This is a genomic window from Enterobacter sp. T2 (assembly GCF_010692925.1).
Lineage (GTDB): Bacteria > Pseudomonadota > Gammaproteobacteria > Enterobacterales > Enterobacteriaceae > Enterobacter > Enterobacter kobei.
Window position 1 is genome coordinate 4,653,797 of record NZ_CP048736.1, and the last position, 22,405, is coordinate 4,676,201.

At 54.2% G+C, this 22,405-nt stretch carries 18 protein-coding genes and 4 tRNA genes; 3 read left to right on the forward strand and 19 right to left on the reverse strand.

The window, feature by feature from the left end; translation table 11 throughout:
- Positions 1-332: 332 nt before the first annotated feature.
- The 17 genes from G0034_RS22265 to trxA form a co-directional block, all read right to left on the reverse strand.
- Positions 333-409: transfer RNA gene (locus tag G0034_RS22265), tRNA-Pro, on the reverse strand.
- Between the two features lie 45 nt (positions 410-454).
- Positions 455-539: transfer RNA gene (locus G0034_RS22270), tRNA-Leu, on the reverse strand.
- Positions 540-560: 21 nt separating this feature from the next.
- Positions 561-636, reverse strand: a tRNA-His gene (locus G0034_RS22275).
- Positions 637-703: 67 nt separating this feature from the next.
- A tRNA-Arg gene (locus G0034_RS22280) sits at positions 704-780 on the reverse strand.
- A gap of 102 nt (positions 781-882) precedes the next feature.
- Positions 883-2,268 (reverse strand): bifunctional threonine/serine APC transporter ThrP, encoded by a 1,386-nt coding sequence (thrP, locus tag G0034_RS22285; RefSeq protein WP_023331578.1) that lies wholly within the window; start codon positions 2,266-2,268, stop codon positions 883-885.
- Positions 2,269-2,465: 197 nt separating this feature from the next.
- On the reverse strand, positions 2,466-3,206 hold the full coding sequence (gene wecG / locus G0034_RS22290; protein WP_032635140.1) for a lipopolysaccharide N-acetylmannosaminouronosyltransferase: 741 nt from the start codon (positions 3,204-3,206) through the stop codon (positions 2,466-2,468).
- A gap of 12 nt (positions 3,207-3,218) precedes the next feature.
- Positions 3,219-4,571, reverse strand: coding sequence for an ECA oligosaccharide polymerase (gene wzyE, locus G0034_RS22295; RefSeq protein ID WP_045135417.1), 1,353 nt, complete (start codon positions 4,569-4,571; stop codon positions 3,219-3,221).
- Positions 4,568-5,647 carry a TDP-N-acetylfucosamine:lipid II N-acetylfucosaminyltransferase gene (locus tag G0034_RS22300; protein ID WP_014885662.1) on the reverse strand — a complete coding sequence of 360 codons (1,080 nt, stop codon included), beginning with the start codon at positions 5,645-5,647 and terminating at the stop codon, positions 4,568-4,570. The genes wzyE and G0034_RS22300 overlap by 4 nt, the downstream gene beginning before the upstream one ends.
- Complete coding sequence (gene wzxE / locus G0034_RS22305; protein WP_014885663.1) at positions 5,644-6,894, reverse strand: lipid III flippase WzxE; 1,251 nt, start codon at positions 6,892-6,894, stop codon at positions 5,644-5,646. Before wzxE ends, G0034_RS22300 begins: the two co-directional genes overlap by 4 nt.
- A 1-nt stretch (position 6,895) precedes the next feature.
- Positions 6,896-8,026: a dTDP-4-amino-4,6-dideoxygalactose transaminase gene (gene rffA / locus G0034_RS22310; RefSeq protein WP_014885664.1), complete on the reverse strand. Its 1,131-nt coding sequence runs from the start codon at positions 8,024-8,026 to the stop codon at positions 6,896-6,898.
- A gap of 4 nt (positions 8,027-8,030) precedes the next feature.
- Positions 8,031-8,708: a dTDP-4-amino-4,6-dideoxy-D-galactose acyltransferase gene (rffC, locus tag G0034_RS22315; protein ID WP_094166603.1), complete on the reverse strand. Its 678-nt coding sequence runs from the start codon at positions 8,706-8,708 to the stop codon at positions 8,031-8,033.
- Positions 8,705-9,967, reverse strand: a complete 1,263-nt coding sequence (gene wecC, locus G0034_RS22320; protein WP_179121274.1) for a UDP-N-acetyl-D-mannosamine dehydrogenase — start codon at positions 9,965-9,967, stop codon at positions 8,705-8,707. The genes rffC and wecC overlap by 4 nt, the downstream gene beginning before the upstream one ends.
- Positions 9,964-11,094 carry a non-hydrolyzing UDP-N-acetylglucosamine 2-epimerase gene (gene wecB / locus G0034_RS22325; protein WP_014885667.1) on the reverse strand — a complete coding sequence of 377 codons (1,131 nt, stop codon included), beginning with the start codon at positions 11,092-11,094 and terminating at the stop codon, positions 9,964-9,966. Before wecB ends, wecC begins: the two co-directional genes overlap by 4 nt.
- Before the next feature lie 56 nt (positions 11,095-11,150).
- Positions 11,151-12,197, reverse strand: coding sequence for an ECA polysaccharide chain length modulation protein (wzzE, locus tag G0034_RS22330; RefSeq protein ID WP_014885668.1), 1,047 nt, complete (start codon positions 12,195-12,197; stop codon positions 11,151-11,153).
- A 13-nt stretch (positions 12,198-12,210) separates the two neighbouring features.
- Positions 12,211-13,314 (reverse strand): UDP-N-acetylglucosamine--undecaprenyl-phosphate N-acetylglucosaminephosphotransferase, encoded by a 1,104-nt coding sequence (gene wecA / locus G0034_RS22335; protein WP_014885669.1) that lies wholly within the window; start codon positions 13,312-13,314, stop codon positions 12,211-12,213.
- Positions 13,315-13,555: 241 nt separating this feature from the next.
- Complete coding sequence (gene rho, locus G0034_RS22340; RefSeq protein WP_008501566.1) at positions 13,556-14,815, reverse strand: transcription termination factor Rho; 1,260 nt, start codon at positions 14,813-14,815, stop codon at positions 13,556-13,558.
- A gap of 344 nt (positions 14,816-15,159) precedes the next feature.
- Positions 15,160-15,489, reverse strand: a complete 330-nt coding sequence (gene trxA / locus G0034_RS22345; protein ID WP_006179218.1) for a thioredoxin TrxA — start codon at positions 15,487-15,489, stop codon at positions 15,160-15,162.
- A gap of 144 nt (positions 15,490-15,633) precedes the next feature.
- Between trxA and rhlB the strand changes: the two genes are divergently transcribed.
- Complete coding sequence (rhlB, locus tag G0034_RS22350) at positions 15,634-16,899, forward strand: ATP-dependent RNA helicase RhlB (RefSeq protein WP_014885670.1); 1,266 nt, start codon at positions 15,634-15,636, stop codon at positions 16,897-16,899.
- 6 nt (positions 16,900-16,905) lie between these two features.
- Positions 16,906-18,390 (forward strand): guanosine-5'-triphosphate,3'-diphosphate diphosphatase, encoded by a 1,485-nt coding sequence (gene gppA / locus G0034_RS22355; protein WP_014885671.1) that lies wholly within the window; start codon positions 16,906-16,908, stop codon positions 18,388-18,390.
- Between the two features lie 55 nt (positions 18,391-18,445).
- Here gppA and rep read toward each other — a convergent pair whose 3' ends face one another.
- Entirely contained in the window at positions 18,446-20,470 is a 2,025-nt protein-coding gene (gene rep, locus G0034_RS22360; protein WP_008501569.1) for a DNA helicase Rep, read from the reverse strand.
- Positions 20,471-20,555: 85 nt separating this feature from the next.
- On the opposite strand from rep, the gene ppiC reads away from it, so the two are divergent.
- On the forward strand, positions 20,556-20,837 hold the full coding sequence (ppiC, locus tag G0034_RS22365; protein WP_008501570.1) for a peptidylprolyl isomerase PpiC: 282 nt from the start codon (positions 20,556-20,558) through the stop codon (positions 20,835-20,837).
- A gap of 85 nt (positions 20,838-20,922) precedes the next feature.
- On the opposite strand, the gene ilvC is transcribed toward ppiC, so the two are convergent.
- Positions 20,923-22,398 carry a ketol-acid reductoisomerase gene (gene ilvC, locus G0034_RS22370; protein WP_179121275.1) on the reverse strand — a complete coding sequence of 492 codons (1,476 nt, stop codon included), beginning with the start codon at positions 22,396-22,398 and terminating at the stop codon, positions 20,923-20,925.
- Positions 22,399-22,405: the final 7 nt, after the last annotated feature.

The window sequence follows — 22,405 nt, forward strand, 5'->3', positions numbered from 1 at the left end:
ACATAAGAGATGGAATGAGCATCTACACGTATATTATTGCACGATTGCACGTAACGTGCCAGAGTTACACGCAAAACGTTTACATGACGCAACATTTTAAGATAAAAGGAAATTATGCTATTAAGCACTGTCTGAAGCTTCATAACGTATCGCTAAATGCAGAAATATGTCGTCAGAAAGAGACAGTAAAGCCCCTAAATAAATATTTATATTATTTTCAACGGATTACATGTCGCTGAATCGCGACACTGAAAAAGGGCGCTGTCGGGGAATCACTACAGGAAAGAAACATCACAGAAAACAAAAAACCCCGCCGAAGCGGGGTTCAAAATTGGTCGGCGAGAGAGGATTCGAACCTCCGACCCACTGGTCCCAAACCAGTTGCGCTACCAAGCTGCGCTACTCGCCGATGTACTGCTTTTTGAATTTTTAGTTCAATTCATTTAAAAAGTCGTGGTGCGAGGGGGGGACTCGAACCCCCACATCCTAAGGACACTAACACCTGAAGCTAGCGCGTCTACCAATTCCGCCACCTTCGCAATTCACAACTCTTTCAATAATGGGGTGGCTAATGGGATTCGAACCCACGACAACTGGAATCACAATCCAGGGCTCTACCAACTGAGCTATAGCCACCACTGTATTCTTTCACGCGGTACTGACTACTTCTCAGACCACCGCAGCTCTAGCGCCGGGACTAAAATGGCGCGCCCGACAGGATTCGAACCTGAGACCTCTGCCTCCGGAGGGCAGCGCTCTATCCAGCTGAGCTACGGGCGCTTAGCGCCGTTGCGGGGCTGGATATTACGTACCTCCGTCCCCGCTGTCTAGTGCTTTTTTGAAAAAAATGCGCGTTTGGTTATGGTTTGCACATTTTGCCGCTTATTCCTCCACTTTGTGCGTGGTGCCGCGGCGACCCAGGCCAAAAAGCTTATACGCGGCCGTCACTGCCGCCAGGAAGATTAGCCCGACAAACAGCGACATGCGGGTATCTTCATTAAAGTACATTCCAATTAATACGCAAATCAGGAACGCCATCGTTAAATAGTTCGCATACGGGAACAGGATCGAGCGGAACGGATGGCTGGCGATCGCTTTTTTATGTGCATGACGGAAACGCAGCTGGCTGATGAGAATGACAAACCACGGCACCATGCCCGGCAGCACGCTGGCACTGTAGACGTAAACAAACACACGCTGCGGATTAGGAATGATGTAATTGAGGCATGAGCCAATCAGCAGAATCACAATGGATACCGCGACCCCCGCAACCGGCACACCCGCCCGTGATACTTTACTCATTGCCGCAGGTAGCTGGTTATTTTTCGAGAGTGCGTAGAGCATACGGCCACAGCTGTACATCCCGCTGTTACAGCCAGAGAGTGCAGCCGTCAAAACCACAAAGTTGATGATGCCTGCTGCTGCGGTAATACCAATCTTCGCAAAGGTTAAAACGAACGGGCTTCCGGTCGTGCCAATTTCATTCCACGGGAAGATGGTCACGATAACGAAGATCGCGCCCACATAGAAAATCAGGATGCGCCACAGCACTTTGCCCACCGCGCTGCGCAGCGTGACCTGCGGGTTTTTCGCTTCACCGGCAGTAATACCGATCAGCTCCACACCCTGATATGAAGCCACCACGATACACAGCGCTGTCAGGAAGCCCTTCCAGCCGCCAGCGAAGAAGCCGCCGTGTTCAGTCAGGTTGCCAAAGCCGATGGCGTGCCCACCGTTGCCAAAGCCAAAGAAAATCACGCCCAGACCAATCACAATCATCACGATGATGGTGGTCACTTTGATCATCGCAAACCAGAACTCGATTTCACCGTACAGGCGCACCGCGGCCAGGTTTGCCAGCGCCACCAGCCCCACGGCAATCAGCGCCGGTATCCACTGGACCATGTCCGGGAACCAGAACTGGACATAGACCCCTATCGCGGTGATTTCAGAGATGCCCACCGCCATCCACATAAACCAGTAGGACCAGGCTGTCAGGTAGCCGAAGAACGGGCTCATATAACGGTGCGCGTAAACGGCAAAAGATCCGGTTACGGGTTCCAGAAAGAGCATTTCGCCCATTGAGCGCATGATGAAGAAAACAAACAACCCGGCGATGATATACGCCAGTAATACGGAAGGGCCTGCCCATTTAAGGGTGCTTGCGGAGCCCATAAACAGGCCCACGCCGATAGTGCCGCCCAGCGCGATCAGTTCGATATGACGAGCTTCCAGCCCACGCTGTAGCTCCGGTTGTTTCTCTGCCATAGATCCTCGATTGTGTTTGCTGTTTCCCGGCTTAATACCGGGTATTGTTTTTTAGGGGGACTAAAATACGGAGCGAATGGTTTCTTAAAATCGACCAAATGGCAAACGATGCATAAAAAAAATGAATGCATTGCACAAATTATCAGCAGTTTTGCAGGCGAGTTGCAGCGCGAACAGCATATCGCGCTACATTTTGATTACATTTTCCCGGTGTAGTGCCAGGCGAGGTAGCGAAGCAGACGAATCTGTCGTTTAATACGGGTGGGTTGTGAAAGCAGGCGGTAGAGCCATTCCAGCCCCATATTTTGCCAGACCGTCGGTGCACGCTTAACGTGGCCGGTAAAGACGTCGTAGGTGCCTCCTACGCCCATATACAGGGCATCCGGGCTGACCAGCCGACAGTCGCGCATCAGGATTTCCTGGCGCGGGGAACCCATCGCCACGGTGACAATTTTTGCCCCGCTGTCGCGAACGCGTGCAAACAAGGCCTGCCGTTCTTCAGGCTTAAAGTAACCATCCTGACTGCCGACAATATTAACATTCCACTGACGACGCAGCTTCTCTTCGGTCTGTGCCAGCACTTCGGGCTTACCGCCAATCAGGAAGACTGGCGTCCCCTCCGCGCCCGCGCGGGCCATAAGATGCTCCCAGAGATCGGCCCCCGCCACGCGGGAAACATTAGCGCCAGGAAACTTTTTACGGATAGATCGGACCACGCTAATCCCGTCCGCGTATTTAAATTCAGCCGCTTCAATCAGGCTTTTGACTTCGGCGTTATCTTCCACCGCCAGCATCTTTTCTGCATTGATGGCAACCAGCGTACCGGATTTCATCTGACCATCGGCAAAAAGAAAATCCAGCGCGTGCTGCATATCGCGCCAGCCAATAAGCTGCAAACCACGAAGCGCATAACGCGGTGCAGAAGTTTTATCCGTCATGACTATCCTTTCTTAAACTTGCGACAGCGTTGTGCTGCCCTGTTGCCCGCGCTTGTGCACAAGCCCTGCACTGTCAAACAGCCAGTACAGCAATTTGGCCAGTAACAGGCTGATGCCGAAAACGACCATGAAGAACACCACGCGCGAAACGAATGAATCCAGGCCTTCGCGCGCCAGTACGATCATATTGAAAATGGCACCAAAGCAGAAACTGTGCAAAATGGCCGCTTTGTAGCGGTTCGTCTCTTCAATACCGCGCAGGTAAAGCCAGTCGAACCATTTAATAATCAGCCCTACGACAACCGCACCGGGCAGGATAAACCAGCCGCCGCCCATTACCACCAGGGAGCCGATCAGCGTTGGCGAGATCGCCAGACCCGAATGATTGTTCAACACTTCCCAGGTAAAATAGTTCGCGGTATTGAGCACCACGCCAGGGCGGTCCGGCCATAGCCAGCTCGGGATAAAGACATAGAAGTCGCGAACAATCGGCGCAAGCCCCTGGAAATCAATCTTGTCGTAGTTTTGCAGCAGCAAGGCCAGGTTTTCCCACGGCGAGAAGGTATCGCGCGTCAGGTAGAGGAACGTGTAAAACGCCTCATCGCCCGCCACGTTCATCCCGTAGCGCTTCAGCGCCAGCCAGAACATCCCCACAATGCCAAACACCCCTGCCGCCACCAGCATCCACAGCGAGATCCAGCCGCGGATGATGCCAATAAACAAGAAGATAGCGAAAGCGATGATGATATTGGCGCGCGTACCGCCCACAATCATGTAGGTCAGGATACCGAACGCGACGGTACTGACCAGGAAGAACAGCCACGCTTTACTGTCCTGTCGCAGGAAGAAAATCACCAGCATCGCCGGGATAAAGAAGTAGAAGAATCGCTTTAACGCCACGCCCGAAACTTCAGCCGAAAAAATCTGGCTGTAGGAGTTGAGCTTAAACAGCAGGAAGCCGTTATGCATAAAGAAGATCCCGACACTGACCAGGGCGATAGCCATTAATATCACCCATGTCAGGTGGGTCTCCACACGATTCATAGTAAAGAGCGCCCGGCGTGATGCAGTGGCCCTGGCTGAACGCAGCCGCGTTTTGTAGGTGACATAGTAAACCGCATAGAAACAGGTCGCCGCCAGAAGCGCCTGGAGCAAGATTTCCGGCGGCGCGACGCTCACGTCAAACCGGAAGACCAGAATGCTGGTCAGCGGAAAGCCGAAAAAGAAGGTCAGCAGAAACAGTAACGAGAAGAATACGTTAAAGTTGAAGCGCACCCGGCGGAATTCAAACCAGGTGAGGGTGGCGATAAACAGCGTGCTCAGAAGCCAGACAACCAGTAAGCCGCTGAATTGCAACTGACTCATGCTTTCTCTCCTGACGCGATACGCAGCGCACGGTGCCACGGCGTGAGATAGTTCGGGCTGAAAAAGTCGATACTGTTTTTATCCACCAGCGTGAGCTGGCGTTGTGCTTCCCGTACCACCTCGACATTCAGCGTATCGGAGGTAAACAGCACCGGAATATGCTGTTCAACCATATCCTGCCAGAATGGGTTGTCACGGTTGAGCACGCACGGCACCCCCGCCTGGATCAGCAGACACAACGTACCTATCCCCTGCTGACGCGCAAAGATAAAATAGCCGAGATCGCATTTTCTTAGCAGCATAAGGTATTCATCAAACGCCAGCTTTTCACTGAGGATTTGAAGATTCTCAGGGCTAAAAAGCGTAAGACCCTGCTGGCGAACCTCGTTGATGTAGGCGTCGTTATTGGCCGGATAACCCATCGGCACGACCACGTTCACCGTGTCGCCAAACTGCTGGTGTACCGCCCGCAGCGCGGCAACATGCTCGTTACTGCGGTCGCCTGAATTTCCCACCAGAATCGTCAGCTTGCCTTCACGAACCGTGTCATTCGCCAGGGTATTTAGCGCCGGATCCATGCGGGTTGGGAAATAGATTAGCTCACCGCGCACGTTCGGATGCTGTTTCGCAAAATAGTTGAGATCGCCACGGGTGGCAAAAACGCAGCCCACCCTGCCCTGTGCCATCCGGCGAAGGGGATAGAAAAGGCGGAATTTCCAGCCGCGTGAGACTTCGTAGAGATCCGCCCCCCAGATATGCCAGCTGCACTGGGAAGGTTTGATTCCCCCGCTGAGCAGGGCCAGCCACAGGCCGGTATTGAACTGCCCGTGGAAAAAGAAACGTTGCTGGCGATTCGCTTTGGCTTTGGCAATGACCGCCTTCGCCAGCGCGGCCTTGTCCGGCCAGAAGCGAAGAGTCAGCGCCGGAAATGCCTCGCTCAGGCCCTTATCCTGACCTGCAACCATAAACTCACGTGCATCAGGGTTACCCGGTGCCAGTTCATCGTTAAAGAACCGCAAAACGGTCTGGTTATGGTGTGGGATATCCGATCCCAGGATGTGAATCAGTGCAGTCATGCGCGTTTACGCCACAATAAAAATACGCCGCAACAGGCAGCGAAATAAACGATATAGGTTGCCATATAGGCCTGAGCCGCCCCCAGCGCACCATGCGAAGGTATCAGCCAGTGTGAAAATGCCGTCAGTAACCCAAACTGGCTTATCTCCGCCAGGATATACAGCCGCAGCGAGGCTTTCGCAATCACCAGGTAGCCGAAAACGTAAGCCCCCACTTTCAGCACATCGCCCACCAGTTGCCAGGCAAACAGATCGCGCATGGCGGTAAACTTCGCTGAGAAAAGCAGCCAGATGGCGACATCGCGCAATAGCCAGACGGTAAAACTGGCCGCCGCCACGGCGGGAAGCACAAAGCGCAGCGAGCGGAAAATCTCACGGGTAATATCCTGCCTGGACGTCAGACGCGATAAGGTTGGCAGCAAATAAACGCTAAAGGAAGCCGTAATAAACTGTAGGTAGGCGTCGGAAATACTGCTTACGCCCTGCCAGATCCCTACCTCATCCCAGCTATAATGCGCCGCCAGCAGGTTTCGCATCATCACGTAAGCCACCGGCAGCGTGACGGAAGTGATGAGCGCCATCAGGGTAAATTTACCCAACTGGCTGGCAAGCACTTTGTCCCATTGCGGTTTGAGGTAGCTCAGAGGGATAACGCCCCGACGCATCAGCATAAACGCGGCAGGAACGACAACCAGCGCCGGAACCAGCGCCAGCCCGAGCAGTGCCCCTTCATAGCCACCCAGGCGGTAGCAGAAGTAATAGGCAATCACGCCGATGACGCTCCCCAGGATTAACGCAAGCGCGTTCCCGGCAGCATCACGAAAGCCTTTCATCAATGCCAGCAGCAGGTTTGCCCAGGCAATACCCATCTGAACCAATGCGACCAGACGCACCAGCCCCTCATACTGGGTGTGCCCAAATAATCCCTGACTGATGGGGGCCGCCGCGAGCAAAAATACGATAGCCAGCAGGGTCGAAAACCCGGTAACCATCGCCGACGCGGTGCCGACGACCCTGCGAAGCTGTGCCGCATCATCATGATACTGAGCAACGTATTTGGTCACACCGTTGAAGATACCAGCCCCGGCCAGCACGCCAAGGACGGTCACCAGCTGGCGGAAGTTCCCCGCCAGCCCGACGCCTGAAGGACCGAATGAGACGGCCAGCAGCTTGACGACCAGCAGTCCGGCGCCAATCTTTACAAGCGTGGACGCGGCGGTCCACACCGATGCTTTTGCCAGAGACATATCAGCCGAAATAACTCAGAAGGGTATTAATCACCGTACGCTGGTTAACTGGCGCGAGGTTGTAGAACAGTGGCAAGCGAAGCAAACGCTCACTTTCTTTTGTAGTGTAACGGTCTTCACCGGCGAACACCCCGAACGCCTCGCCTGCCGGGCTCGAATGTAGCGGAATGTAGTGGAAGACAGCCATAATTTCGGCTTCTTTCAGCCAGGCGATGAGCTGGCTGCGATCGTCGTTATCCCGAAGCTTGATGTAGAACATGTGGGCATTGTGAACGCAATCAGCCGGAATAGTTGGCAGCTCGATACGCCCGGCTTTTGCCAGCGGTTCAAGTGCATCGTAATAGGTTTGCCACAGGGACAGGCGCTGAAGGTTAATCCGCTCCGCCGCTTCCAGCTGTGCCCACAGATATGCCGCCTGCAGATCCGCCATCAGATAGCTTGAGCCGATATCGCGCCAGGTGTATTTATCCACCTGCCCGCGGAAGAACTGGCTGCGGTTGGTGCCTTTTTCACGGATCACTTCCGCACGCTCCACGAGCGCCGGGTCGTTGATCAGCGTCGCGCCACCTTCTCCACCCGCCGTATAGTTTTTCGTTTCGTGGAAACTAAAGCAGCCAATGTGGCCGATAGTGCCCAGCGCGCGTCCCTTGTAGGTGGACATCACACCCTGAGCGGCATCTTCCACCACAAACAGGTTGTGTTTTTTGGCGATCGCCATGATGGTGTCCATTTCACAGGCTACGCCCGCGTAGTGAACCGGCACGATCGCCCGCGTTTTGTCGGTGATCGCCGCGTCAATCAGCGTCTCATCAATGTTCATGGTATCCGGGCGGATATCCACAAAGACGATTTTTGCTCCGCGCAGGACAAACGCATTTGCTGTGGAGACAAAGGTATAGCTCGGCATGATCACTTCATCGCCGGGCTGGATATCCAGCAGCAGTGCCGCCATTTCCAGCGATGCCGTACAGGACGGGGTCAGCAGCACTTTAGCGCTGCGAAAACGCTGCTCCATCCACTGCTGACAGCGACGGGTGAAACCGCCATCACCGCAAAGTTTGCCGCTGCCCATGGCAGACTGCATATAGTCGAGTTCCGTACCGACGACGGGGGGGGCGTTAAATGGAATCATCTTGTCACCTGTATAACCAGTAGGCGGTGGCGTCGATGTTGGCACCACTCGCAATATAACGTTTAAGCGCGGCAGTGTTGCCCATTTGGGTAGCCACCCGCAGCGTCACACTCTGCTGCTGCTGCGCCCAGTGCAGCGCCGCCTGCATGAGTTTTGCCCCCATACCGCGTCCGGCTAATAAGCCAATACGCGCCTCGCGCTCGTTGAGCTTACGCAGCGAAACGAATCCCTGTATCTGACCGTCCGCGGCACGACACACCAGACAGACGTGGTCAAAGGTGCCTTTGACCGCATTCTCAATCCACTGGGCATAGAAGCGTCCGCTGTCATCAGGTGCATACCAGGGCGCACGAAAGCGGCTCTGAGCAAATGCCTTAGCCGCCATCTGGCGTAATACAGGGATATCCTGTTCCGTTGCAAGTTCCGCCCCGCACGCATCGTGTCGGGTAAGGGCAATAGACAGGTCTGCCTCACCTTCAACCAGCTGAAAACCGTGTTGCTGGAGCACATCAAGCCAATCGGCGCGGTCCGCCGGGATCTTAGCCTGCACGCGCTGCCAGGCGCTGAAGTCAGCTTCCTGCAGAGCAGGCGCATCCTCACGCAAGCGCACTATCGCCGAGGGGAGTGCAAAAAAAGTGCTTTCCCATTCAAGGGATTCAAGCACGCCGTGGAGTTCACTCAACGCCAGACGCCTTTGGTATCAACGACATACTGTTGATGCACGGTATCACCAGACGTCGCTTTAAACTCTTTATGATCCACCAGCAGCACCAGCACATCCGCCGTTGCCAGCGCGTCATCAAGGGTCGTCAACGTGCAGTGCCCCGCCAGTTTAGCCGGCAGTTCATGGATATTCGGCTCAACCACCACCGTGTCGCCCTTGTGCCATCCGGCGATCATCTCGGCAATTTCCATTGCCGGGCTTTCGCGCAAATCGTCAATATTGGGTTTAAACGCCAGGCCAAAGCAGGCGATTTTCAGCTCGCTGGCACACTTGCCGCTCTCTGCCAGACAATCGGCTACTGTGGCTTTGACCTGGTTGAGCACCCAGTGAGGTTTGCTGTCGTTCACTTCGCGCGCGGTACGGATCAGACGCGCCTGCGCCGGATTCTGCGCCACGATAAACCACGGATCGACGGCGATACAGTGTCCACCCACACCCGGGCCCGGCTGAAGAATGTTCACGCGCGGATGGCGATTCGCCAGGCGAATCAATTCCCAGACGTTAATCCCCTGATCGGCGCAGATCAGCGACAGCTCATTCGCAAAGGCGATATTCACGTCACGGAAGCTGTTTTCCGTCAGCTTGCACATTTCAGCGGTGCGGGAGTTGGTGACTACGCATTCGCCTTCGAGGAAAATTTTGTACAGGGTGCTGGCACGTTCCGAGCAGACGGGGGTCATACCGCCAATAACGCGATCGTTTTTAATCAGCTCAACCATGACCTGGCCCGGCAGCACTCGCTCCGGACAGTAGGCGATGTTGATATCCGCCTGCTCTCCCGCCTGTTGCGGGAAGCTTAAATCGGGACGCGCGTCGGCCAGCCACTGCGCCATCTGCTCGGTGGCGCCCACTGGCGAGGTCGATTCCAGGATCACCAGCGCCCCTTTCTTCAGCACAGGGGCAATGGATTTCGCTGCCGCCTCGACGTAGACCATATCGGGCTCGTGCTCGCCTTTAAAAGGCGTCGGGACGGCGATCAGGTACGCATCCGCTTCCACTGGCGTCGTGCTGGCACGCAGGAAGCCGCCGTCAACGGCCTCTTTCACCACGCGGTCCAGATCGGGCTCAACAATATGAATTTCGCCGCGGTTAATGGTTTCCACCGCCCGGGCATTGATATCCACACCGACAACCTGTTTCTGACGAGAGGCAAACGCCGCCGCGGTGGGCAGGCCAATGTAGCCAAGACCAATGACAGAGATGGTAGTAAAACTCATAGCGATACCCGATTGTGTTTAAGTGCATGCAAAATACGACCACAAGCCTGGCCATCTCCGTACGGATTATGGGCCCGGCTCATTGTCTGATATGCGTCATCATCATGCAGAAGTCGCGTCACCTCTTCGACGATGAGCTGCGCGTCAGTACCGACCAGACGCACGGTACCCGCTTTAACCGCTTCCGGGCGTTCAGTCGTTTCACGCATCACCAGCACCGGCTTGCCGAGGGACGGTGCTTCCTCCTGAATGCCGCCGGAATCGGTGAGGATCAGCCAGGCATGGTTCATCAGCCAGACAAACGGCAGGTAGTCCTGCGGTTCAATCAGCAGGACGTTTTCAACATGGCCAAGGATGCGGTTGACCGGCTCGCTGACGTTAGGATTGAGGTGGACCGGATAGACAATCTGTACATCGACGTTCTGCGCCGCAATTTCAGCCAGCGCGTGACAGATTTGCTCAAAACCCCGGCCAAAGCTTTCGCGACGATGGCCTGTGACCAGAATGGTTTTTTTGCCGTTATTCAGGAATGGATAGCGGGCTGCGAGCGCTTTCTGCAGATCGCTGTTTGCCAGGACGCGATCGCGTACCCAAATCAACGCATCAATGACCGTATTGCCGGTCACAAAAATTTTGTTGTCGGCGATATTTTCGCGCAGCAGGTTCTGACGCGAATTCTCGGTAGGGGCAAAATGGTACATCGCCAGATGGCCGGTAAGCGTACGGTTGGCCTCTTCTGGCCACGGCGAATAAAGGTTGCCGGTACGTAGGCCCGCCTCAACATGGCCGACGGGAATACGCTGGTAAAAAGCGGCCAGGCTTGTTGCCATCGTCGTCGTGGTATCGCCATGTACCAGAACAACGTCGGGCTGGAATGACTCCAGGATCGGCTTGAGACCTTGCAGTATGCGGCAGGTTATTTCCGTCAATCCTTGTCCCGGTTTCATAATATTGAGGTCGTAATCCGGGACGATGGAAAAGAGCGTTAAGACCTGGTCGAGCATCTCACGGTGCTGGGCCGTAACGCAGACTTTCGCTTCAATATCAGGGTCGCTGGCCAGCGCATGTACCAGAGGCGCCATCTTAATGGCCTCCGGCCTGGTGCCAAATACGGTAAGTACTTTCACATCGATTCTCTTCGATTAGACGATGAAGGCCCTGGCCTTCATCGTAAACGGCGTTCTTAGTTTGCGCGACGACGCGTTAACGCAACACCAGCACCAGCGAGTGCACCCACAATCCCCCACATGATCATCAGGAATGCACGGCGCGGACTATCGCGTTTTACAGGTTCTTCAGGTGTTCTCAAATAACGATAGGTCTGAAAACGCGGGTCCATCGTGGGACCGACATTAAGCGTGTTCAGCATCGCGCGATTTTGATCGTAGTCGAGGTCAAAATCAGGGCCAACGGCCTGCAGATTTTCCAGACGCGCCTGCAACATTGGGCGACCAAGCAGGAACATTTCAGAGTCAGGCAATTCATCTGCCGGGACATCCGTCTCAGAGCGGGAAATATTGTGCTGCTCCGCAATTTTCAACGCCTGTTCAATGTTATGTATGCGTCGGGCGAAAATGGCATTTGCCACTTCCTCCTGGCGTTTGACCTGCGCCTTCATCTGGATTGTGCGGGCTGCCCATGCGCCTTTCAGCTCTTCATTAAGATGGCTTGCGGCACGCTGGCTGGCAAACGCGACGTACTGACGCAACAGATTGTTGGCGTCCGGCGCGGTTTCTGCAATCAGCTTGACGCTGTCGTTGACGTTACGCAGCGCATCACCCGGCATAAATTGAACATTGTTAATCAGATCGTCCAGCAGCGCGGCATCGGCTTTGGTGTTATCAACCCGACGCTGCTTGTAGTAATCCGTCTGGGACCAGAAATCGCGGCGTGTATCCCACGAGGCCAGTTGCATCACAAACTCTTTATAGGCTTCATCCATAACGGAAGCCTGGTCCGGCGTCGCGAGATTGGCTTTAATATCCAGGTTTCGCAGGAATTGCTGCTGGGAATAGTACCCCCCGAGCATGTTAACCGTTGGTCTGTCTGTGATTGCCGTGGCGCTCCACTCCTGTTTTGCAAAGAATGTGTAGGCCAGCGCTAACAGTGCAAACCCCAGCGCGATCCCCGCAATCCAAAGTTTGCCTGCCCATAACACGCGAAACAAACCCCGAATATCCAGTTCATTCTCAGTTACCACTGATTTCGCTCCCGCCAACGGTTGAGTCATCATAGTCCCGGTTTTACTTAGTTAATGTTGTGTTTTTGCCACTGTTACGACGCATCCTGCGCTTAAGACGTTTAATGAATCGCGCGACTTTCCATGCGCGCTTAATGCAGTAGCCATAGAGAGAAAAAGCTAGCAAGAACAATACCAACATAGCCCACTCAGGCACAAAATGTGTATATTCCGCCGTCACACCAATCCCCGCTAGAATAGCAGCCGCCAGTGTAATTAGCACAAATGCCTGCCGGGAAGTGAATCCGGCTCGCATGATCAAATGATGAATGTGCTGACGGTCAGCAGAGAAAGGGCTCATCCCTTTACGAAGCCGGCGATACATAATCGCGACCATATCCATTAACGGGATGGCAATAATCCACAATGCCGTTACAGGACTAATGGGATGCACGTCACCCTGAGTGGTTTCCAGCAAGATCCAAATGATAGTAAAGCCGATGAACGTGCTACCCGCATCGCCCATGAATACTTTGTAGCGTCGACCCAGTGCGCCAAGATTTAACATGATATATGGCAGGATCGCCGCAATCATGGCAAAACACCACATAGCCAGGCTGTATTGCCCGTCGAACCATAAAATGAAACCTATTGCGGCAAATGAGACGCAGGACAGTCCTCCCAGCAATCCATCAATACCGTCAACCATGTTAAATGCGTTAATCGCAACCCACACAGCAAAAAGCGTCAGGAAATAACCGAATGGGCCGAGCTCCATCTCCCAGAGGCCAAAAATATAACCCAGGCTACTCAGGTGCAACTTTGCGAATGTCATCATGGTGATGGCTACAGCAGCCTGAACGAAGGCACGGATCTTGACGCTAATGTCATAACGATCGTCAAGAGCGCCGACCACGACGAGAACGGTTGCACATGCCAGGTACAACCGGGCGTGGGGAATGTAATAATCAGCTATTGCAAAAGTGAAGCAGATACCTGCAAAAACAGAAATTCCCCCAACCAGAGGGATCATGCCTTGATGCCGCTTACGGAAGTTAGGTTTATCCACTAATCCCAGGTATTTTGCCACCTTACGAGCCAGAAACAAAAAGCAGGTGGTAAATAAGAAAATACTGGTTAGTTCAGTAAACGTATCAAGTAGGTTCACAATGGATGTTCTCAACAAATGTTAGTCAAGGAAGTATAACCATCAAGGCGCTGAGCCTGAAGTTATAAAGCAAACCTCTTACAATTCCATTTGCTTATTATTCAAGCTATTAATGTTTTTACTGTGCGAATTATCTTATTGTCGCACTGACCGGTCAAAATTGGGAGTAGATGGTACTAGCGTATAATCCATAAAAGAAAAACGCCACGTAAAAACGTGGCGTTTACAGGCTTTATTTACGTTACGAGCGCTTCATCATATCGAAGAAATCGTCGTTCGTTTTGGTCATCGCCAGTTTGTTAATGAGGAATTCCATTGCGTCGATTTCACCCATTGGATGGATGATTTTGCGCAGGATCCACATTTTCTGCAGCTCTTCCTGGGTAGTGAGCAGCTCTTCTTTACGGGTACCGGAACGGTTGTAGTCGATTGCCGGGAAGACGCGTTTTTCAGCGATCTTACGAGAAAGGTGCAGTTCCATGTTACCTGTACCTTTAAATTCTTCGTAAATCACTTCGTCCATTTTGGAGCCGGTATCGATCAGCGCCGTTGCGATGATGGTCAGGCTGCCGCCCTCTTCGACGTTACGTGCCGCACCGAAGAAGCGTTTCGGACGGTGCAGGGCGTTGGCGTCCACACCACCGGTCAGTACTTTACCGGAAGCCGGAACCACGGTGTTGTAAGCACGTGCCAGACGGGTAATGGAGTCGAGCAGGATGATCACGTCTTTCTTGTGCTCAACCAGGCGTTTCGCCTTCTCGATAACCATTTCCGCGACCTGAACGTGACGAGAGGCGGGTTCGTCAAAGGTAGAAGCAACCACTTCACCTTTAACCAGACGCTGCATCTCGGTCACTTCTTCCGGACGTTCGTCAATCAGCAGTACCATTAGCACGCAGTCTGGGTGGTTATAGGCGATGCTCTGCGCGATATTCTGCAGCAGCATCGTTTTACCCGCTTTTGGCGGTGCCACGATCAGACCACGTTGGCCGCGACCAATTGGCGATGCCAAATCCAGAACACGCGCGGTTAAGTCTTCCGTTGAACCATTACCACGCTCCATGCGCAGGCGAGAGTTCGCGTGCAGAGGCGTTAAGTTCTCAAAGAGGATCTTGTTACGTGAGTTTTCTGGCTTGTCAAAGTTAACTTCATTGACTTTCAACAGCGCAAAGTAGCGTTCACCCTCTTTAGGAGGACGAATCTTACCTGAAATGGTGTCACCAGTGCGGAGGTTGAAACGGCGGATTTGGCTGGGGGATACGTAGATGTCGTCAGGGCCGGCGAGGTAGGAGCTGTCTGCAGAGCGGAGGAAACCAAATCCGTCTTGCAATATCTCCAACACACCGTCGCCAAAGATATCTTCGCCACTCTTAGCATGCTGCTTCAGGATGGCGAAAATGATGTCCTGCTTGCGCATACGAGCCTGGTTTTCCAGCCCCATATTTTCGCCGAGAGTGATCAGCTCAGAAACCGGCGTATTCTTTAATTCGGTAAGATTCATAATGGTGTGGGTTCTTAAACTCGGGGTGATTCTCGAACTTAATGTTGTGAATGGTATGGCAGGGTCATCCATGCCTGTTTAGCGGCCATCATCTCATGTCTGTTCGCTGTCTGGTCACAGGGAAAGAACGCAGAACTGAAACGACAAGACGGATTGAGTGACAAGCCCGGAATTTAGCCACTTCTCGCACTGTTGATGTCAACAAGGGGAAGTATCGGGTAAAACAAGATTCAAACAACAGATATGTTTAAAACGAAGTCATAGCTAACTTAGCACGACTTAAGCCGGGCGTCCAGAGTTCCACATCATTTAGCCGGGTGCTCTGGACGCGCAGCGGAGAAACCTTACGCCAGGTTAGCGTCCAGGAACTCTTTCAGTTGACCTTTGGACAGCGCGCCCACTTTGGTCGCCGCCACTTCGCCGTTTTTGAACAGCAGCAGGGTCGGGATGCCACGGATACCGTATTTTGGTGCGGTGCCCGGGTTCTGGTCGATGTTCAGTTTGGCAACGGTCAGTTTGCCCTGATATTCGTCAGCGATTTCATCCAGAATCGGAGCGATCATTTTGCAAGGACCACACCATTCAGCCCAGAAATCGACGAGGATCAGCCCGTCAGCCTTAAGTACGTCCGTGTCAAAACTATCGTCAGTCAGGTGAATAATTTTATCGCTCATATATAACTCCACAGGAATAAGCCTGGTACGTTGGTTTTGTCTACACCAACGACGTGTTGATGTCGCATTAACCAACTAAAGGTTGACTTTATTTCACCGGATACGCTTTCGTAAAGCAATAGTAAGCTGATATTCTACCACACTATGAGCAAAACACATTTAACAGAACAGAAGTTTTCCGACTTCGCCCTGCACCCAAAAGTGATTGAAGCCCTTGAAACTAAAGGGTTTCATAACTGCACGCCCATTCAGGCTCTCGCACTGCCGCTGACGCTGGCCGGTCGCGATGTTGCAGGGCAGGCGCAAACCGGTACCGGCAAAACGATGGCGTTTTTAACGTCAACGTTTCATTATTTACTTTCTCACCCAGCGATTGCAGACCGCAAAGTTAACCAGCCGCGCGCGCTCATTATGGCCCCGACGCGAGAACTGGCGGTACAGATCCACGCAGACGCTGAACCCCTGGCACAGGCTACCGGTCTGAAGCTTGGCCTGGCCTATGGCGGTGACGGCTACGATAAGCAGCTGAAAGTGCTGGAAAGCGGCGTGGATATCCTGATTGGTACCACTGGCCGTCTTATCGACTACGCCAAACAGAACCACATCAACCTCGGCGCAATCCAGGTTGTGGTGCTTGATGAAGCCGACCGTATGTACGATCTGGGCTTCATTAAAGATATCCGCTGGCTGTTCCGCCGCATGCCGCCGGCCAATCAGCGTCTGAACATGCTGTTCTCTGCCACCCTCTCTTACCGTGTGCGTGAACTGGCGTTTGAACAGATGAACAACGCCGAATACGTGGAAGTCGAGCCTGAGCAGAAAACAGGTCATCGCATTAAAGAAGAGCTCTTCTATCCTTCTAATGAAGAGAAAATGCGTCTGCTGCAAACGCTGATCGAAGAAGAGTGGCCGGACCGCGCCATTATCTTCGCAAACACCAAACACCGCTGTGAAGACATCTGGGGCCATCTGGCTGCAGACGGTCACCGTGTGGGCCTGCTCACTGGCGACGTTGCACAGAAAAAACGCCTGCGTATCCTCGACGAATTTACCCGTGGCGATCTCGATATTCTGGTCGCAACCGACGTGGCAGCGCGTGGCTTGCACATTCCTGCCGTTACGCACGTCTTTAACTATGATCTGCCGGATGACTGCGAAGACTATGTACACCGTATCGGTCGTACCGGTCGCGCGGGTGCGAGCGGCCACTCAATCAGCCTTGCGTGTGAAGAGTATGCGCTGAATCTTCCAGCCATTGAGACGTACATCGGTCACTCGATTCCGCAGAGCAAATACAATCCGGAAGCGCTGTTAAGCGAACTGCCGCCGCCTAAGCGTCTTACACGCCCACGCTCCGGCAATGGCCCGCGTCGTTCAGGCGCGCCGCGTAATCGTCGTCGTTCAGGTTAAGAAAATATGCTCAGCTCCACCTCGCTTTATGCAGCAATCGATCTCGGTTCGAATAGTTTTCATATGCTGGTTGTGCGCGAGGTGGCAGGGAGCATACAAACGCTGACGCGCATTAAGCGCAAGGTCCGCCTCGCGGCGGGCCTGAGCAGCGATAATGTCCTCTCTCCCGAAGCCATGGAACGTGGCTGGCAGTGTTTGCGACTCTTTGCAGAGCGTCTGCAGGATATCCCGCATGCCCAAATCACCGTGGTCGCCACCGCGACGCTCCGCCTGGCGGTTAACGCCGTGGATTTTATTGCCAAAGCGCAGGAAATCCTGGGGTGCCCGGTTCAGGTTATCAGCGGCGAAGAAGAAGCTCGCCTGATCTATCAGGGAGTTGCGCATACGACAGGCGGGGACGATCGCCGTCTGGTGGTGGATATCGGCGGTGCCAGTACCGAGCTTGTGACCGGTACCGGCGCGCAGGCGACCTCGCTGTTCAGCCTGTCGATGGGCTGCGTAACCTGGCTTGAGCGTTACTTCGCTGACCGCAATCTGGGTAAAGAGAATTTCGACGAGGCAGAAAATGCCGCGCGCGAAGTGTTACGTCCGGTGATGGACGAACTGCGCTACCACGGCTGGAAAGTGTGTGTCGGTGCGTCAGGTACCGTTCAGGCCCTGCAGGAAATCATGATGGCGCAGGGAATGGACGAGCGCATTACGCTTGCCAAGCTTCAGCAGCTTAAGCAGCGCGCTATTCAGTGCGGACGCCTGGAAGAGCTGGAAATTGAAGGCCTGACGCTGGAACGTGCCCTGGTCTTCCCGAGCGGGCTCGCCATTCTGATCGCCATTTTCACCGAGCTGAACATCCAGTGTATGACCCTTGCCGGCGGCGCGCTGCGCGAAGGTCTGGTCTACGGGATGCTGCATCTTTCAGTGGATCAGGACATCCGCAACCGTACTTTGCGCAACGTGCAGCGTCGTTTTCTGGTTGATATCGATCAGGCTGGCCGCGTATCGCAGCTGGCCTCTCGCTTTGCCGATCAGGTCGCTAATGCCTGGGATCTTGACCCTCTGAGCCGCGATTTATTGCTGAGCGCTTGTGCTCTGCATGAAGTGGGGCTGAGCATCGACTTTAAGCAGGCCCCGGCTCATGCAGCCTACCTTGTGCGTAACCTTGACTTACCGGGCTACACGCCCGCACAGAAAAAGCTGCTGGCAACGCTGCTGCTGAACCAGACCAACGCCGTTGATCTCTCCTCTCTTCATCAGCAAAACGCTGTACCGCCGCGCGTGGCCGAGCATCTGTGCCGCCTGCTGCGCCTGGCGATTCTGTTTGCCAGCCGTCGTCGTGATGATTTGCTGCCTGCGATTAATCTGGTGGCCGATGATGAGAAGCTGACGTTGACGCTGCCGGAAAACTGGATTGATCATCACCCGCTCGGCGCAGAGATGATCGAGCAGGAGTGCCAGTGGCAAAGCTATGTGCACTGGGCACTGGAAGTAAAATAAGAGAGTAGAATATGCCGGGTGGCGCTGCGCTTACCCGGCCTGCAAGCCTTCAAACTCATCCCTTCTCTTTGGCTTTTGCCAGCATGGCGCGAATGTTTGCCACGTTCGCCTGGCCTTTGTGCATCCGCTCTTCAGCGGTAATCACCTTGCGCTCTTGTTCCCAAATCAGGTCGTCCTGCGGCAGTTCCAGCAGAAAACGGCTTGGCTCCGGGCGGACAAGTTCACCATACTGGCGGCGCTCTTTACACAGCGTGAACGTCAGCTCTTTCTGCGCACGGGTGATCCCCACATAGGCCAGACGCCGCTCCTCGTCGACGTTGTCTTCATCAATACTGCTCTGATGGGGCAGCAACCCCTCTTCCATGCCGACCAGATACACATACGGAAACTCCAGCCCTTTTGACGCATGCAGCGTCATCAGCTGAACCTGATCGGCCTCTTCTTCGCTCTCGCCGCGCTCCATCATGTCGCGCAGGGTAAAGCGGGTGACCACCTGGGTCAGGGTCATCGGCTCATCGATTTCCGAGCCTTCCAGCATTTCGGTCATCCAGCTGAACAGCTGATTAACGTTTTTCATGCGCATCTCAGCCGCTTTCGGGCTGGCGGAGGTTTCGTACAGCCAGGATTCGTAATCAATACCGTGAATCAGATCGCGCACCGCCGCCACCGGCTCGCGCTCTGCAAGACGCTGTACTTCGCCAAGCCAGTGGGTGAATCGCGTTAACGAGTCGTAACCGCGCCCGGTCAGCGTCTGGCTTAGTCCCATATCGAAGCTGGCCGTAAACAGGCTTTTATTGCGGGTCATCGCCCATTCACCCAGCTTTTGCAGCGTCGCCGGACCAATTTCGCGCTTCGGCGTATTCACGATGCGCAGAAACGCGCTGTCGTCATCCGGGTTAGTGAGCACACGCAGATAGGCCAGCAGATCTTTAATTTCAGGCCGTGAGAAGAACGAGGTGCCGCCCGAGATTTTGTACGGTATGCGGTTCTGCATCAGCATCTTTTCAAAGACGCGCGACTGGTGATTACCGCGATAAAGGATCGCGTAATCTTTATATTCGGTTTTGTTGACGAAGTGGTGGGCAATCAGTTCGCCCGTCACGCGCTCCGCTTCATGTTCTTCATTGTTGGCGCTGAGCACTTTCAGCTCCGTGCCGTAGCCCAGCTCGGAGAACAGGCGCTTCTCAAATACGTGCGGGTTATTGGCAATCAGGATGTTTGCCGCCTTCAGGATCCGTCCGGAGGAGCGGTAGTTTTGCTCCAGCTTAATCACCTGCAGCGCGGGGAAGTCTTTACTCAGCAGCACCAGGTTTTGCGGACGCGCGCCGCGCCAGGAGTAGATCGACTGGTCGTCGTCGCCTACCACGGTGAAACGGGCACGCTGGCCCACCAGCAGCTTTACCAGCTCGTACTGGCTGGTGTTGGTGTCCTGATATTCATCCACCAGCAGGTAGCGGATTTTATTCTGCCAGCGCTCGCGCACCTCTTCATTTCGCTGTAAAAGCAGCGTCGGCAGCAGGATCAGGTCGTCGAAGTCCAGCACATTACACGCTTTCATGTGCGCATCGTACAGACCATAACAGTGGGCGAAGATCCGATCCCGTTCGCCTTTGGCGATCGCCGCAGCCTGGGCCGGGGTCATTAGATCGTTTTTCCAGTTAGAGATCGTCGAGATCAGCTGCTGCAACAGCACCTTGTCATCTTCGATCAGCCCTTCAGTGAGCTCTTTGAGTAATGCCACCTGGTCGGTGTCATCGAAAAGCGAAAAGTTGGATTTCATCCCCAGCGCGGCATACTCACGTTTGATGATATCCAGCCCCAGCGTGTGGAACGTGGAGATCATCAGCCCGCGCGCCTCTTTGCGCCCCAGCGTCTGGCCGACACGTTCTTTCATTTCGCGTGCCGCTTTGTTGGTAAAGGTGACCGCCGCAATGTGACGGGCCTGATAACCACAGCCGCGGATCAGGTGCGCAATCTTATTGGTGATGACGCGCGTTTTACCGGATCCTGCTCCCGCCAGCACCAGACAGGGTCCGGTGACAAATTCGACGGCTTGTTGTTGTCCGGGGTTTAGACGCATAAATGATCACTCAATGAAAGTCAGGAGGGGAGAATAACAGCGTGGTAGTATAGCGAGCCTAATCCATACCACTCAAGGCACGATCATGGCAAAAACAGCAGCAGCACTGCATATTCTTGTTAAAGAAGAGAAACTGGCTCTGGATCTTCTGGAGCAGATCAAAAACGGCGCCGACTTCGGCAAGCTGGCTAAGAAGCACTCAATTTGTCCGTCAGGCAAACGTGGCGGCGATTTAGGTGAATTCCGTCAGGGCCAGATGGTGCCGGCGTTCGATAAAGTGGTCTTCTCCTGCCCGGTGCTGGAGCCGACGGGTCCGCTGCACACGCAGTTTGGCTACCACGTCATTAAAGTGTTATATCGCAAATAAAAAGCCGGGTGGCGGCTGCGCCTTACCCGGCCTACATTTTACGTGTTTGTAGGTCGGGTAAGCGAAGCGCCACCCGACAAGGTTGTTAACCCGCTACCGCGATACGCTTCATATCGGTCATGTAGCCACGCAGTTTGTGACCCACTTTCTCGATCTGGTGGCTGCGAATCGCTTCATTCACATCGCGCAGCTGCGCGTTGTCTACCGCACCTTCCGCAATCGCTTCGCCCAGATCGCCCGGTTGCAGGGTGGTCATGAACTCTTTCAGCAGCGGTACGCAGGCGTAGGAGAACAGGTAGTTACCGTATTCAGCGGTATCAGAGATAACCACGTTCATTTCGTACAGACGCTTACGGGCGATGGTGTTCGCGATCAGCGGCAGTTCGTGCAGAGATTCGTAGTAGGCAGACTCTTCGATGATGCCTGAATCCACCATGGTTTCGAACGCCAGCTCAACACCCGCCTTCACCATGGCGATCATCAGTACGCCTTTATCAAAGTACTCCTGCTCGCCAATTTTACCTTCAAACTGTGGCGCCGTTTCGAACGCGGTTTTGCCGGTCTCTTCACGCCAGGTCAGCAGTTTCTTATCGTCGTTCGCCCAGTCCGCCATCATGCCGGAAGAGAATTCGCCGGAGATGATGTCGTCCATATGTTTCTGGAACAGCGGTGCCATGATGGTTTTCAGCTGTTCAGACAGGGCGTAAGCACGCAGTTTTGCCGGGTTGGACAGACGGTCCATCATCAGCGTAATGCCGCCCTGCTTCAGCGCTTCGGTGATGGTTTCCCAGCCGAACTGAATCAGTTTTTCCGCGTAGGCCGGGTCGGTGCCTTCTTCCACCAGCTTGTCGAAGCACAGCAGAGAACCGGCCTGCAGCATACCGCACAGAATGGTCTGCTCGCCCATCAGGTCAGATTTCACTTCGGCAACGAAGGAAGATTCCAGAACACCCGCACGGTGGCCGCCGGTCGCCGCAGCCCATGCTTTAGCAATCGCCATGCCTTCGCCTTTCGGATCGTTTTCAGGGTGGACCGCGATCAGGGTCGGTACGCCGAAGCCACGTTTGTACTCTTCGCGTACTTCCGTACCCGGGCACTTCGGCGCCACCATCACTACGGTGATGTCTTTGCGGATCTGCTCGCCAACTTCAACGATGTTGAAGCCGTGGGAGTAACCCAGTGCAGCGCCGTCTTTCATCAGCGGCTGTACGGAACGCACCACGTCAGAGTGCTGTTTGTCCGGGGTCAGGTTAACCACCAGATCCGCCTGCGGGATCAGCTCTTCGTAGGTGCCCACTTTGAAGCCGTTTTCGGTAGCTTTACGCCAGGAAGCACGCTTTTCAGCAATCGCTTCTTTACGCAGGGCATAAGAGATATCCAGACCGGAGTCACGCATGTTCAGGCCCTGGTTCAGACCCTGTGCGCCACAGCCGACGATGACCACTTTTTTACCCTGAAGGTAGCTCGCGCCATCGGCAAATTCATCGCGCGCCATGAAGCGGCATTTGCCCAGCTGCGCCAGCTGCTGGCGCAAGTTCAGTGTATTAAAGTAGTTAGCCATGGGTGAT

What these genes read in the sequence shown, in the direction of transcription:
- thrP (WP_023331578.1), bottom strand. Translation starts at nt 2,268, where the DNA reads ATGGCAGAGAAACAACCGGAGCTACAGCGTGGGCTGGAAGCTCGTCAT.
- wecG (WP_032635140.1), bottom strand. Translation starts at nt 3,206, where the DNA reads ATGACGGATAAAACTTCTGCACCGCGTTATGCGCTTCGTGGTTTGCAG.
- wzyE (WP_045135417.1), bottom strand. Translation starts at nt 4,571, where the DNA reads ATGAGTCAGTTGCAATTCAGCGGCTTACTGGTTGTCTGGCTTCTGAGC.
- G0034_RS22300 (WP_014885662.1), bottom strand. Translation starts at nt 5,647, where the DNA reads ATGACTGCACTGATTCACATCCTGGGATCGGATATCCCACACCATAAC.
- wzxE (WP_014885663.1), bottom strand. Translation starts at nt 6,894, where the DNA reads ATGTCTCTGGCAAAAGCATCGGTGTGGACCGCCGCGTCCACGCTTGTA.
- rffA (WP_014885664.1), bottom strand. Translation starts at nt 8,026, where the DNA reads ATGATTCCATTTAACGCCCCCCCCGTCGTCGGTACGGAACTCGACTAT.
- wecC (WP_179121274.1), bottom strand. Translation starts at nt 9,967, where the DNA reads ATGAGTTTTACTACCATCTCTGTCATTGGTCTTGGCTACATTGGCCTG.
- wzzE (WP_014885668.1), bottom strand. Translation starts at nt 12,197, where the DNA reads ATGACTCAACCGTTGGCGGGAGCGAAATCAGTGGTAACTGAGAATGAA.
- rho (WP_008501566.1), bottom strand. Translation starts at nt 14,815, where the DNA reads ATGAATCTTACCGAATTAAAGAATACGCCGGTTTCTGAGCTGATCACT.
- trxA (WP_006179218.1), bottom strand. Translation starts at nt 15,489, where the DNA reads ATGAGCGATAAAATTATTCACCTGACTGACGATAGTTTTGACACGGAC.
- rhlB (WP_014885670.1), top strand. Translation starts at nt 15,634, where the DNA reads ATGAGCAAAACACATTTAACAGAACAGAAGTTTTCCGACTTCGCCCTG.
- gppA (WP_014885671.1), top strand. Translation starts at nt 16,906, where the DNA reads ATGCTCAGCTCCACCTCGCTTTATGCAGCAATCGATCTCGGTTCGAAT.
- rep (WP_008501569.1), bottom strand. Translation starts at nt 20,470, where the DNA reads ATGCGTCTAAACCCCGGACAACAACAAGCCGTCGAATTTGTCACCGGA.
- ppiC (WP_008501570.1), top strand. Translation starts at nt 20,556, where the DNA reads ATGGCAAAAACAGCAGCAGCACTGCATATTCTTGTTAAAGAAGAGAAA.
- ilvC (WP_179121275.1), bottom strand. Translation starts at nt 22,398, where the DNA reads ATGGCTAACTACTTTAATACACTGAACTTGCGCCAGCAGCTGGCGCAG.